We start from the raw sequence: 13,501 nt of genomic DNA, 5'->3' as shown, positions 1-13,501 counted from the left end.
CCTTGTACGCATTATAGTGTGGGCCTGTTCGTGATCCTTTTTTGATTCTTTATCATCCTTTGGAAACCACCCATGAGTCACTATCTCGGAATCGACGTTGGCACCAGCGGCACGAAAACGTTGTTGATTAAGGCCGATGGCACCGTTTTAGCCGAAGCAAACGCAGAATACCCGATGCACCAGCCCAAACCAGGCTGGACCGAACAGGACCCCGAAGATTGGTGGAAAGCCACCGTTGCGACTGTCCGCAAAGTCATGAAATCGAGTGGTTTAAAACCGGCCGACGTCAAAGCGATTGGGCTAAGTGGCCAAATGCATGGTTCGGTGTTTGTTGACAAAAGCGGCAAGGTCATCCGTCCCGCACTGCTGTGGAATGACCAGCGTACGACGTCGGAATGCGACGAAATCACAAAGGCCGCTGGCGGTCGCAATGCGCTTATCAAAATGGTCGCCAATCCCGCTTTGACTGGATTCCAAGCCCCTAAGATCCTTTGGCTTCGCAATAACGAAAAGCGGAACTTCGACAAACTTGCCAAAGTGCTTTTGCCCAAAGACGACATTCGCCGCCGCTTGACCGGGAATTACGTCAGCGAAGTGAGTGACGCAAGCGGCACGCTACTGCTCGATGTGGTCAAACGAACGTGGTCCAAAAAACTGATGAGCAAATTGCAGCTCGACATGGACTTGTTACCAGAGGTTGTCGAAAGCGACCAAGTGACTGGGACGTTGACCAAGGAAGCAGCCAAAAAACTTGGATTGACCACCGAATGCAAAGTCGTCGGCGGTGCAGGCGATTGCGCGGCCGGCGCGGTCGGAAACGGCATCGTCAAAAAAGGAGTGCTCAGCACCTCCATTGGAACCAGCGGCGTTATGTTTGTTCATAGCGACCAGCCCCAATATGACAAGAGCGGCAGATTGCATACGTTCTGTCACGCCGTCAACGGCAAGTGGCACATGATGGGCGTGAACCTGACCAGTGGCGGTTCATTGCAATGGTGGGTTGATTCGATTTTGCAGGGATTGTCGGGAATCGATAAAGGCAAACGCTATGAAGCAGCGACCAAAGAAGCCCAGGCTGTCGCCGCCGGCAGTGACGGAATCGTTTTCTTGCCCTACCTCAATGGCGAGAGAACGCCGCATGCCGACCCTAACGCTCGCGGCAGCTTTGTCGGCATGAACCTCACTCACACACGCGGCCACATGACGCGAAGTGTGATGGAAGGTATCACGTTTGCTCTTCGTGACAGCCTCGACATCATTCAGTCACTTGACGTTCCGGTCAGACAGATTCGTGCGTCGGGTGGTGGCAGCAAAAATCCGTTCTGGCGCCAGATGCAAGCAGATGTCTTCGGAAAGAAAATCACCCGATTGGAAGTCGAACAAGGAGCCGCATTTGGCGTGGCACTGTTGGCAGCGGTAGGCGATGGAGCATACAAGTCGATCGAAACCGCCTGCACGGCTACGATCAAAGTAGCCGAAGAAACGAAGCCTGACCGAAAAGCCGTTGCCAATTACAACAAGCTGTTTCCGATCTACCGCGACCTATACCAGCAACTGAAAGGCTCGATGGAAGCAATTGCTGAGTATCAGGCATTGTAGACCAAAGCGTTCAACGCAGTGGCGGTGATCCAACAACTGCCGAATGATCAAAACGTAGCCAAACCGGCATGCCCCGGTCACAGGTTCGCCCGTAGCCCGATCCAGTCGCAGTTGCTTCAAAGAGTCCTTCCACGCTCCGACGACGGGCCTATCGAAACGGGCACGCAATACCCGTACCAGGACAACGCCAAGCACGGCAAGCGGCATACGACTGTGCCATTCTTGAATGGCACTATTTGTACGATGACCCTATTTGCACTGGCAAAACGAGCTGACTAGGCGAAAGCTCAGTGGCTTGCTCTTGGAACAGCGGATTAAGCTGAGGCCCCGACGGCGAAGACATTTTTGGCGTCAATGGCGAAGACATCTTTGGCGTTTGTGGCTTCAAAGGCGAAACCGTTTGTGGCGCCGATCGTTGAGTCTCTTCTTCGTCCTTCGTCGAGCCCACACCTGACTTGGATGCGGGATCCCAAATTTTGAACCCAGCAACGTAGATTCCAGTTCCCCGGTTTCGATGATTGCGATTGATGGGGTCCATGTCGACTCTACCCGTCCCTAAATAAACGACGCCTGCAATCAACAAGGAGGCGGAAGACGTGATTAAGCGACGGTTCCTGCTTTTGCGAATGATAAACATGTGTGATGAGTCGATTCTAGAATTGAAGTGGCGGAGGGACACAAAATCCTACGGCGCGTTGATGCCGTGACGGGATTGCATTGAAGCAAGAATAAATTCATCCGATCGATTGATGTTTACCTAATTCCGAATGAGAGGGTTCTAGGGATACTATCGCGCCAATCGAAGTCATGATCCTCAAGCAACTTCAAATCGCCGGCGACAAGGAAGTAGGTTCGTCCACGATGCTCATCCATGAACCACATAACCGCGCAATCATACGCCTACATCTAACCTAGAAATCCACGAAGGCCCATCCATTATTCAATGGTTGTCATGTTTCTTAGGACCATGTTCGTGTTCGCCCCCATTTGGCGATACATCGTTTCACTGAATTACAATTCTGATTAACTGCAATGAAAGGCACCTAACATTATCATTTTTGATGTTTACCGAAATCGCAACACCTTCTGCTGGCGGCATTAACCCATGCCGGCAAGCTGTAAACACAGCTTGCAAAAACAGGACAAGGGGGCCACCAACCCCCTCGTATCAACAGCACATAGGCTCCGCGCAGTGAGACCACCTCGTCGCAAGAAGCGAAAACACTTAGCCGCAACAGGTGTGGATGCTTAGAAGCAACGATTCCCGTCTTCAACACTCGCGTCGCCCGGTTGTTACGGCGAAGTAGCTTGCAGTCATTTGAGTGCAAAGAACTTTGCAAACAAACGCTCAATGCACGCATGTTGCAACGACAATATCGATGCGAAACCCACCAACCGCATACGCCCCCCCGAGACAAATTTCTACCATAACTTTGACAATATCGAGCAATGGTATTCGATACGCCGCACAGTACAATCCAATGGAGACCTCACTCACTTTCGATTGCAACGCAAGGACAATTTTTTATGGGACACGTAGGCATAGGTTTGAACCTCGAGGCAGTCAGGACGTCCCATAAATCATTTGAATGGGGTGTGCAATTCGCTGCGGAGCTCGGCTACGAATATATCGAACCAATGGTACATTGGGGGCGTGAACTACTAAGCGAAGCAAGGTACTTCCACAGTGTATCAATGCTGGATGACCCCTATCGAATCCGTGATGAGGTTGAGAAGCACGGTTTGAAACTCTCCGCTTTGTCCTCGCATAGTCAAGCGTCTAAGCCCGAGATCGCAGTCGAATACTTGAAACAAGCTGCCCGATTTGCAACCGAGGCAGGGGCTCCAATCCTCAATACACACGAAGGTCACAAGCAACCTTGGACCACCATGGAGGAAGACTTCGTGTTGATCCGCTATTCGCTGATGGAAGCGTTGAAGGTCTGCGAGCGTCGGGGGATCAAAATCGGCTTCGAGATGCATCAAACCTACTCGCTCAAGCCTGACCTCTATGACAAGTGCTTAGACCTCGTCGACTCACCTAACTTGGGTGCAAATTTCGACACAGGCAACGCCTATCTGGGAGGGGAAGATCCTCACGAGTGGCTCGAACGGATCAAGGATCGTGTGATTCACATCCATGCCAAGGACATTTCGATTGAACAGTCGGATGCCGAACGAGGCAAGGTGATGGGAACCGCAGTCGGATGCGCTTGCGGTGATGGCGTCGTTGACTGGAAACGTATCGTCGACATTTGTCGTTCCGTACCACAGGACATCGTTCTTAGCGTTGAGTGTGGCACATTGGACCAAGCGGAGCGTAGCATTTCACACCTCAAGTCAATCATTCGGTCAGATCAACGGCAAGTTGCGTTGACGTAAAAGTCATCGGAACGAGCAAGGTTTCGAATCAATGCCTTGGGCGACTGTCAAAAACACACAGCTATTTTCGCTTCGCCCACGCGAAATAACTTTGGAGAACAGGTGATGATCAACAGGTCCCAAGAAACGAAAAAGCCTCAAATAACTCGGCGTGGGTTCCTTCGTAAGACCGCAGCCGTTTCGGCCGCAAGTTTCGCAATTCCGACAATTATTCCTCGATCGGCATTGGCGCAAGGCGACCGCCCGGGAGCCAATGATCGGATCGGCGTAGCCGGTATCGGCGTCGGACGACAGGGAAGCGGTATTTTTCGAGGTGCCGTAAAAGACCCGCGGACTCAAGTCATCTGTGTTTGCGATGTGAATCAACCCCGAGGGGAAGGTATTGCTAAGTCAACCGGCGCCAAGGATGTCTATCAAGATTACCGCCGGGTGCTCGACCGAAAAGACGTGGATGCGATCACAACAGCAACTCCTGAGCATTGGCGAGCGAACATCTGCATTTCCGCTGCCTTGGCAGGCAAGCATGTTTATGCAGAAAAGCCAATGACTTTGACGATTCCTGAGGGTCGCCTGATGGTCAAAGCGGCTCGACGCACAGGCATCACGTTCCAGGTCGGATCGCAGCAGCGTTCGCAGCGTGAAAACTTCATCGGCTGTGAATTCATTCGTAACGGTGGCTTGGGAAAAATTCGCGAAGTGTTTGCGGCCAATTACGAGAGCCCTTGGTTGTGCGACCTTCCCGAGGAAAAAGTACCCGATGGTCTCGACTGGGAAATGTGGTGTGGGCCGACGAAGCTTGTGCCATACAACAAGGAACTTTACGTGCCGCGCGGCAATCCTGGGTGGCTTTCATTTCGACCCTACAGTGGTGGCGAAATGACGGGTTGGGGAACACATGGCTTCGACCAAATTCAATGGGCGCTTGGTCTGGACAGTACCGGCCCAACCGAGATCCTCGTCGATGGCCCTGCTTTGGAATTGCCAACTTATAGCAAACCCGAGTCGATGGACCGCGGCAAGAAAGCGTGCAGAGAACCGAGACTGGGCTATCGCTACGCCAACGGCATCACCGTCCGGTTAGACGACAAAGCGAACCGTGGTGGTGGGATCTTCGTGGGCGAAAAAGGCAAGATGGAAATCTTCCGCGGTGCATTGGGATCCAATCCAAAGGAAATGGCCGAGGAGTTGCTGAAGAAGCATTCACGCCAAAACCAAAATCACGTCGGCAACTGGATTGATTGTGCCATATCGGGCGAACGTCCTATTGCCGATGTCGAACTGGGGCACCGAAGTGCGTCGGTTTGCCACCTACTAAATATTGGGCGTCTATTGGGACGTAACCTGAAGTGGGATCCCGATGCAGAACAATTCATTGACGACGCTGAGGCGAATTCAATGCTCACCCGTGAGATCCGCAAGGGATATGAATGGCCAGAGGTCTAGGCCGTTTCCCATTGAGTTCCTATGAGATTCATGATGTTCAACCGTTATTACATTCTTAGCATCACGCTGCTTTCGGCGACCTTGACGTTTCCCCTGCTATCTAGCGTGGCTGGTGAACCCAAAACCGCCCGCGTTGTCGTGGATGTTAATGACGATGCCGGTAGCATGACGATGACCATCGATGGGAAGACTGCGTTGGTTTACCGGTATGATTCGTCGGTTGACTTGCCCCATTTTGATCCGTTCAACAGTTCAAGTGGAAGGCCGATGACGGTGAAAATCACTGAGCCGTACCCCCACCATCGCTCATTTTGGGTTGCGGAGGAGCGGGTCCATTTGGAGGGACAGCCAGAGAGGGCGGGTATCTACAACGCTCTCTACTCTGGTGTAACAGATAAGACGAAGTCGAAATGGCCGGTTGCTCCCTACAAGAGGCGAGTCGTCCATGTCGAGTTCTCCGGTTTAAAGACGGATGGCGACTTAGCCGAGATCGACGAGAAGCTCACATGGATGAACGGCGACGTGCCTCTCTTGGACGAACTGCGTCACTATCGAGTGCGTGCGTTGGATAAGGGCCAATACTTCCTCGACTTCTCGTTCGAGCTTCGAGCCACCTACGGCAATGTGACGATCACGCGAGACGCATCGCATTACGCGATTCCCTACATACGAATGAACGACACCTTCAACGTGGAAAAGGGTAAAGGAAAGATCGTCAACAGCGAGGCAGGCGAGAACCAAGAAGGAACCCACAATCAACTCGCGACGTGGGTGGACTACTCGGCACCGCTTGAAGGCCAACAAGACTCCGAGGGACTTGCATGCTTCATCCACTCGAGCAAGAAACCGCCGCACCTATGGCTGACACGTGACTATGGCACTTGGGGGCCTCGCGGACCAAAAGGATTTCACGTCGCAACCTTTACGATCAACAAAGGTGAAATCTACGACCAACGGGTTGGCTTGTTGATACACAACGGCGATGCCGAAACCGGCGACGTCGCGAAGCATTACCAAGCCTATTGCAACGGAGGCCTTTAAGTCATGGTGGAAAACGCATTCGCACCGAGACTGGAATCGGTTCCGTCTTCGTTCCGTATGAACCGCAAAACGGCTGGAAGTCGCTTGATAAAAACGCGCGATGGCGATGTCAAAGCCAAGTACCGCCGTCGATGTGAAATCACCGGCCGCATTCAAGACGCACAACCAACTCCGACTTCAAGCAGTGAAAACAGCGCGCATTCATGCTGTTCTCAACTTGCATTTGATCAATTCTGTCTTCTCCAACACCCGAAACGTTCATGGGTGTTTTCTTTGTTTTGTTCACGAAAGGGTTAGAAAGTATGATTAAACGAAAACAAAAGACTGGCTTTACGCTGGTCGAACTCCTCGTTGTCATCGCTATTATTGGCGTCCTGGTCGGATTATTGTTGCCAGCGGTTCAGGCGGCTCGCGAAGCGGCACGTCGCATGAGTTGTAGTAATAACTTCAAGCAAATTGGGTTAGGCCTACATAACTACCATGCGGCCTTCAAGCAATTGCCGATGAACATGGGTGGCACGACGCATAACCCACCCGATTCCAATACATCTAACCGGCTGTTTGCGAGCTGGTTGGTCGGCTTAACCCCGTTCATCGAGCAGCAAGGCCTTTGGGAAGTCATTAGCAACGGTGCTCCTTCAAATCCAATAAGGGTACCGATGGGACCGTGCCCTTGGATGAATTTCGAGCCCTGGCGCACGGACATCCCAAGCTTTCGCTGTCCTAGTGACCCAGGCATTGGACGCCCTGCCTATGGCCGGACCAACTACGCTGCGTGCCAAGGTGATAGTGCTCGTTTGGTTAACTCCGGCGGACGAAATCAGCAAGGTTTCTATGACAGTAATGACGATGACAATTCCGACATCACCGGCAATAACGAGTGGGATGACACCAATACCGCGAAAGAAGCAAGAGGCACCAATCGTGGCGTATTCTGGGCTCGACATGACACTGCATTTCGAGACATTCTCGATGGCACAGCGAACACAATCATGTGTGGCGAAATCTGCTCAAGCTTGGGAGCTCGCGAAGCAAAGGCCAGCAATGCATACGCGGTCAATGATGCGTTAGTCAACCAATCAGGGATGGTGATTCAACATTGTCTCGACATGGTTGACCCATTGCGTCCTCAGTTTTACAAGTCAGGCACCAACCTTGGCGGAAATGACCAACAACGTGCTTATCGTTGGGCTGATGGACGTCTGCAGTACACCGCCTTCCAAACGATTCTTCCTCCGAATCAACCTAACTGCTTCCGCGGTGGAGACGCTTCACAGGGTATTTCCACAGCTGGTAGCCGTCACCAAGGTGGTGCCCATGTACTGATGGCCGATGGCGCGGTTCGGTTTATCACCGACAGCATCGAGGCTGGAAACTATGGTGCGACACCTACCGCAGGTGACAAGAGTCCTTATGGCCTTTGGGGTGCATTGGGAACTCGAGCCATGAAAGAAACGGAAGGGCTCGAATAGGCGGCACGTTACGTTGTCTCGATCAAAAAACAATCGTCACATCGTAAATCCCATAGTAAATCTTGGAGCCCAGCCCATCCACGGCTTGGCTCCTTTTTGTAAAGTGATGAGCGATTCGATGGTGAAACCAACGAAGGCATCGTTAGCTGCCGTCCGTAACGGTGGTGTTTGTGACTGATGTACATGGCCCGCAAATGGCCATGCTGTTATACGAGATGAGTTGGACGTAATTACAACTCACCTCTACAACGGTGGTTTCACAACTCCGTTCGCTCTGATTTCTGTTCGTTTCTATCACATTTTAGATTGGATCTTTAAATGACTTTCTCACACTCACTTCTACTGGTTGCTAGCCTGTTGTTGGTCGGTACCGTTGTTGGTTGTGGCCAACCCGAACCCTTCGTCATCGAACATCAAGAAACAATTACGCCTACGCAAGAAGCTCAACAGCAGACCGCTTACGAAAATCAGATGTCGTCTGACATCTAGGAAGTCGGCGGTAGTTTCTTGGTCGAATGGGCCAAGCCAAAGTAGGTTCATTGGGTGTTGAGATCATTCACCGAGATATCCGTTTGCGTCGCGCCCATGTTCGCGACGCTTAATCGCGTGTAAATATCGAAAATCCAGCAAGGCCGTCATTCGCCTCGCAAACAGCGAAACGACTCTGCCAGCCGCACTGGCACTGGCTCAGCGGCAGCGGCACTGGCTCAGCGGCAGCGGCAGCGGCAAATGCCCCCGTCGTTTGACTTAGTGCACTGGCACTGCGAAATTCGCCGTTAGCAGCTGGCAATTTTTCGTTTCGGGCTTACCCACTCATCGCTCCGGTTCCAGCCTCGGTTTTCATGAGGCACCGGCCGCGTTTCTCGGTCCGCCGGAACTCACGTTCGCGATAGTTTTGATCAAGCAGCTTATCGGTCGGGTCATCGCCAAGAAACCGCGGCAATTCGAATCTTCCAGCTCTTCTCAGTTCAGCCGTCGTTTAAACTTACGATCCGCGCTGCATTTCCAAACCATTCGTGTAGTGCCAATTGTGAATTGAGTCAAATTCTCAGTTGGACTTGGTAATGGTTGCAATTTGTTACATTGAAAAGGGAAGCCAAATTGAAATCAAAAGCGTTTAACTCTGCGGCGTTTTCGGCGAGTTATATGAAAATCTCTTTGGGCATGGTTAGAGAGGTTTTGGAGCTAAAATGATTAGGTTCTCATCGAGAGTGGTGGTCCGGGTGCCTGGGACGGCCATGCTTTTAGCGAAACGGTTTCGAGTGAACTGACTTTACTTTCCGTGATAGAAAACATGATCCTACGCACTTCCATTACCTTCGCATTACTTCTTGCTTTTTCTCTATCGCTGAGCGCAGCCACTCCCGCGGATAACTTGACCAGGAAACCTGATAGTTGGTTCAGCAGCGATGAAGGACGCAAGGCGATGGCTTGCATCCTTTCATGGCAGACCAAGCACGGCGACTGGCCCAAAAACAAAGACACGACTCGCGAAAAATACTCTGGTGACCGCGCTAAGCTTCAAGGCACGTTCGACAACGGCGCTACCGCCGGGGAACTGAGAGTCCTTGCTCGTGGGTTTCGCGTCACAGACGATGTTCGATACAAGCAAGCGTTGCTCGCAGGCTTTGACCATATTCTTGAAGCTCAGTACGCCAACGGTGGTTGGCCCCAATATTTCCCTCTCAGCAAGCAGTACCACCGGCACATCACATTCAACGATGGCAGCATGATTCGCCTGCTGGAATTTTTGTCCGCGACCGCAACGTCAAAAGACTTCGGGTTTCTTGATGAAGGTCGTCGCACAGCCGCGTCCAAAGCAGTCGAACGTGGTATCGAATGCATCATAAAATGCCAAGTCGTTATTGACGGCGTCCCGACAGTTTGGTGCGCTCAGCACGATGAAGTCACGCTCGCGCCGGCAGACGGACGCAGCTACGAACTTGCGTCTCTCAGCGGTGCGGAGAGCGCCGGCGTCCTGAATTTTCTGATGCGTCTCGACTCCCCCAATCCGGAGATCATTCAAGCGGTACACAGCGGTGTTGAATGGTTCGAGTCAGTAAAAATTGACGGGTTTCGTTACAAGAAAAGTGGTAGCGAACGCAATTTAACAGAAGACGCTTCCGCCCGACCGCTGTGGGCGCGTTTCTACGAAATCCAATCAAATCGTCCATTCTTCTGCGGGCGGGATGGAATCGTCAAATACGATATCGAGGAAATCGAAAGCGAACGCCGCAGTGGCTACTCGTGGTATGGCAACTGGGGCGAAAATGTTGCCAATGCGTATGCGAAGTGGCCATATCACAACGGAGAATCGGTTCCCTAACTTGGTAATCCACAGGGTTGACCGTGATCGCCTTCGTGGCAACCAGAAGTTCGCAACCGGTTGGCTCTAGCTCACCAAGTTCAACATCCATCGGGGAAAGCGGGTCGTCAATCGTTCTCTGTCAATTGCATCGTGGCCGACTACCGTTCAGCGAACCGACACGCTGCATCGGTTGCCCGACGTAGAGACTGTTAACGCAGCAACCTCTCGATTTCGAGGCCAGCGATTGCATTGATGCTGATCGGCACGAGTACCGTTAGCAGCGATAGGTGGATCGAGACGGAAAAGAACGCAAGGATACCTTGTTGGTGATTGAACGGTCGAAAGTCAAATGGACGGCGAGAAATTTACTGGCGAGATGACAGTGCCCCCCGTTGGTGAAGGCCAGCGTCTTATGTGTGAGTGGCCTGGCATTAATCAGCCCGTTCACCATACGGATACGCTTGCGTTCTTGTATCTAACTCAGCTTCAAAAACAGCCTTTCTGTGTAAGCGAAACTGTCACAGTGGCATGTTGACTGCGGATGCGTCATAATGTGCGGAGCTCACCTGTAACCCGCCAAGTATCCTTCCTGTCCGTTTGGTTGTCTTTCTCGCGTTGCTGCTTCTGCGGTTTGATGCGTACTCGATAATGGCCTCGCCGAGACATAAATTCAGGTTCTCAAAATCATGCGTCAATCTATCGTTCTCGTCGGCTTGTTGATTTCGATCTCTGCTACCAATGCAGCCGACTATCCAATTCGTCCGGTGCCGTTTACGAGTGTCGAGGTTGGTTCCGGATTTTGGCGCCCCCGAATGGAAACCAATCGCACGGTAACCATTCCTTACTGTTTCGAACGCTGCGAGGAAACGGGACGGATTTCGAATTTTGTCGCCGCAGCAGAAAAGAATCCAGACGGCTTCGAAGGTATCTATTTCAACGATTCCGATGTTTTCAAAATCGTCGAGGGTGCTGCGTATGCGTTAGCACTGAAGCCGGACCCAAAGCTTGACGACTACCTTGACGATCTAATCGCCAAGTTTGCTGCGGCACAGGAACCAGACGGCTACCTTTACACCGTTAAGACATCAGGTTCAAAAAGCCGTTATGGCCAAGAGCCTCGCTGGACAGGTCTCGGACATAGTCACGAACTGTACAACGTTGGTCACATGTACGAAGCAGCGGTTGCCCATTATCAAGCCACGGGCAAACGCAATTTCTTGGACATCGCCATCAAGAATGCGGATCTTATTGCGAAGGTGTTTGGTCCCAAACCGGGCCAACGCACCGATGTGCCAGGACATGAGGAGATCGAAATCGGATTGGTGCGTCTAGCTCGCGCCACGGGGAATCCAAACTACTTTGATCTCGCCAAGTTCTTTGTCCAAATGCGTGGCAACGAATCCAAACGCGTAAAATTGTACGGCCAATACGCACAAGATCACGCCCCGGTGGTGGGTCAATCCGAGGCCGTTGGGCACGCCGTTCGCGGTGGCTATTTTTACGCTGGCGTTGCAGATGTCGCGGCACTGACCGAGGATCAGAGTTATATCGACGCGATTGATCGAATTTGGCAAGACGTTGTTAGTCGAAAGCTGTACCTGATCGGTAGCGTTGGCCAACACGGCGCAGGCGAAGGGTACGCCGGCGCGTATCAACTTACTAACTTGAAAGCCTACAACGAAACGTGCGCCGCTATCGCGTTGGCGATGTGGAACCATCGCATGTTCTTACTGCATGGCGATTCGAAATACGCCGATGTTCTGGAACGGATTCTCTACAACGGTTTTCTTTCCGGCGTGTCGCTCAGCGGAGATCAGTTCTTCTATCCCAATCCGTTGGAGTGCGACATGCAGTTCAAATTCAACCACGGCGACTTGCAACGCAGCCCGTGGTTCGGTTGTTCGTGTTGTCCAAGTAACGTCGTGCGGTTCCTACCCTCGATCCCCGGCTACGCCTACGCTGTGCGCGATAAGAACTTGTATGTCAATCTATTTCTGGCCGGTCAAATGAGGACCGATGTTGACGGTGGCGAGGTCAAATTGAAACAAGACACCAATTATCCTTGGAGCGGTAAAATCCGCATCACGGTCACGCCTGAGGTATCGCGATCGTTCTCACTACGGTTGAGGATTCCCGGTTGGGTGCGTGGCGAAGTGTTGCCGAGTGATCTGTATCAATACGAAGATGCCACACCATCCAAATGGACGGTTAGTGTTAACGGCAAACCAGTCAATGCTGACCTCGTCAATGGCTACGCTGTCCTAGATCGTCAATGGGAAGCCGGTGATTTGGTCGAACTAGATTTGCCTATGCCTGTTCGACGCGTGTTGGCAAACGAGCAGATCGAGTTTGATCGCGGCCGAGTCGCAATCGAGCGAGGACCGTTGGTCTATTGCATCGAAGGTGCCGATCACGACGGTAAAGTCTTGAACCTTTGGCTACCCGATGATTCCGTATTGCATCCCGAGCATCATCAGGACCTGCTTGGCGGTGTAACGGTGCTGCGTGGTGAAGCCAACGCAGTGAGTCGCCAGGAAAACGGGACGATTGCGGATCGTACCGCTGCAATCACATTCATTCCCTATTTTGCTTGGTGTCATCGCGGCGCGAACGAGATGAGGGTGTGGATTCCACGATCGCCTGATTTGGCTACTGTGTCACCAATTCCCACCATCGCTTCGACAAGCAAAGCGACTGCGTCTCATAAACATGGCGCCGACACGATCAACGCATTAGCAGACCAAATTCTACCCGCAAACTCCATTGACCATGAAATACCACGGTTCACATGGTGGAACCATCGTGGTACCCAAGAATGGGTGCAATACGAACTGGACAAACCAACGATGGTATCGAAAGTCGCCGTCTATTGGTTCGACGATACCGGACGTGGCGCCTGCCGAGTACCGAAGTCTTGGAAATTGCTTTACCGTGATGGCGACCAATGGAAGCCGGTCGACAACGCGAATGACTATCGGACCAAGAAAGACGAATTCATTGAAGTTCAGTTCACACCGGTGCAAACCAGTGCTTTACGTATTCAGGTACAACTGCAGCCCTCCTTCAGTGGCGGGATCCTGGAATGGCAAGTCCAAGCCAATCCATAGTGTATCGATCGTAATTCGTTACACGACGGATCGTTCGCCCATAACTCATTGAGCAAATAACCGCAGGTTCATTACGCTATGTACGACCAATGTCTCAATTCCCTTTGATGCATTGAGTCCAATGCGAAAGATGCTCGCACGACCGACTT

General features: G+C 52.0%; 9 protein-coding genes. 8 read left to right on the top strand and 1 reads right to left on the bottom strand.

Features of this window, described 5'->3' with window-relative positions:
- Positions 1-72: 72 nt before the first annotated feature.
- The 6 genes from xylB to CA13_RS35520 all read left to right on the top strand — a co-directional run bounded on the left by xylB (position 73) and on the right by CA13_RS35520 (position 8,426).
- The gene (xylB, locus tag CA13_RS22940; protein ID WP_146400642.1) at positions 73-1,599 is read left to right on the top strand and encodes a xylulokinase; all 1,527 of its coding nucleotides are present in this window, start codon (positions 73-75) and stop codon (positions 1,597-1,599) included.
- A gap of 1,596 nt (positions 1,600-3,195) precedes the next feature.
- Positions 3,196-3,981 carry a sugar phosphate isomerase/epimerase family protein gene (locus tag CA13_RS22935; RefSeq protein ID WP_473087480.1) on the top strand — a complete coding sequence of 262 codons (786 nt, stop codon included), beginning with the start codon at positions 3,196-3,198 and terminating at the stop codon, positions 3,979-3,981.
- Between the two features lie 105 nt (positions 3,982-4,086).
- A complete protein-coding gene (locus CA13_RS22930) occupies positions 4,087-5,424 on the top strand; it encodes a Gfo/Idh/MocA family protein (protein ID WP_146400638.1) in 1,338 nt (445 codons plus the stop codon).
- Between the two features lie 21 nt (positions 5,425-5,445).
- Positions 5,446-6,465, top strand: coding sequence for a DUF6807 family protein (locus CA13_RS22925; protein WP_419194719.1), 1,020 nt, complete (start codon positions 5,446-5,448; stop codon positions 6,463-6,465).
- 302 nt (positions 6,466-6,767) lie between these two features.
- Entirely contained in the window at positions 6,768-7,937 is a 1,170-nt protein-coding gene (locus tag CA13_RS22920; RefSeq protein WP_146400636.1) for a DUF1559 family PulG-like putative transporter, read from the top strand.
- A gap of 318 nt (positions 7,938-8,255) precedes the next feature.
- Entirely contained in the window at positions 8,256-8,426 is a 171-nt protein-coding gene (locus CA13_RS35520) for a hypothetical protein (RefSeq protein WP_419194718.1), read from the top strand.
- A gap of 109 nt (positions 8,427-8,535) precedes the next feature.
- Here CA13_RS35520 and CA13_RS22915 read toward each other — a convergent pair whose 3' ends face one another.
- Positions 8,536-8,727 carry a hypothetical protein gene (locus tag CA13_RS22915; protein ID WP_146400634.1) on the bottom strand — a complete coding sequence of 64 codons (192 nt, stop codon included), beginning with the start codon at positions 8,725-8,727 and terminating at the stop codon, positions 8,536-8,538.
- A 504-nt stretch (positions 8,728-9,231) separates the two neighbouring features.
- Between CA13_RS22915 and pelA the strand changes: the two genes are divergently transcribed.
- Together pelA and CA13_RS22905 are read left to right on the top strand one after the other, a co-directional pair.
- Positions 9,232-10,263 carry a pectate lyase gene (pelA, locus tag CA13_RS22910; RefSeq protein WP_146400632.1) on the top strand — a complete coding sequence of 344 codons (1,032 nt, stop codon included), beginning with the start codon at positions 9,232-9,234 and terminating at the stop codon, positions 10,261-10,263.
- A gap of 668 nt (positions 10,264-10,931) precedes the next feature.
- Positions 10,932-13,352 (top strand): glycoside hydrolase family 127 protein, encoded by a 2,421-nt coding sequence (locus CA13_RS22905; RefSeq protein WP_146400630.1) that lies wholly within the window; start codon positions 10,932-10,934, stop codon positions 13,350-13,352.
- Positions 13,353-13,501: the final 149 nt, after the last annotated feature.

The organism is Novipirellula herctigrandis (assembly GCA_007859835.1).
Taxonomy (GTDB): Bacteria; Planctomycetota; Planctomycetia; order Pirellulales; family Pirellulaceae; genus Novipirellula_A; species Novipirellula_A herctigrandis.
The sequence above is the reverse complement of the archived record's forward strand: the minus strand, read 5'-3'. Positions and strand labels throughout refer to the sequence as shown.

Bases quoted from the DNA above. Each gene is read 5' to 3' on its own strand.
- pelA (WP_146400632.1), top strand. From the start codon at position 9,232: ATGATCCTACGCACTTCCATTACCTTCGCATTACTTCTTGCTTTTTCT.
- CA13_RS22905 (WP_146400630.1), top strand. From the start codon at position 10,932: ATGCGTCAATCTATCGTTCTCGTCGGCTTGTTGATTTCGATCTCTGCT.
- xylB (WP_146400642.1), top strand. From the start codon at position 73: ATGAGTCACTATCTCGGAATCGACGTTGGCACCAGCGGCACGAAAACG.
- CA13_RS22925 (WP_419194719.1), top strand. From the start codon at position 5,446: ATGAGATTCATGATGTTCAACCGTTATTACATTCTTAGCATCACGCTG.
- CA13_RS22920 (WP_146400636.1), top strand. From the start codon at position 6,768: ATGATTAAACGAAAACAAAAGACTGGCTTTACGCTGGTCGAACTCCTC.
- CA13_RS22930 (WP_146400638.1), top strand. From the start codon at position 4,087: ATGATCAACAGGTCCCAAGAAACGAAAAAGCCTCAAATAACTCGGCGT.
- CA13_RS35520 (WP_419194718.1), top strand. From the start codon at position 8,256: ATGACTTTCTCACACTCACTTCTACTGGTTGCTAGCCTGTTGTTGGTC.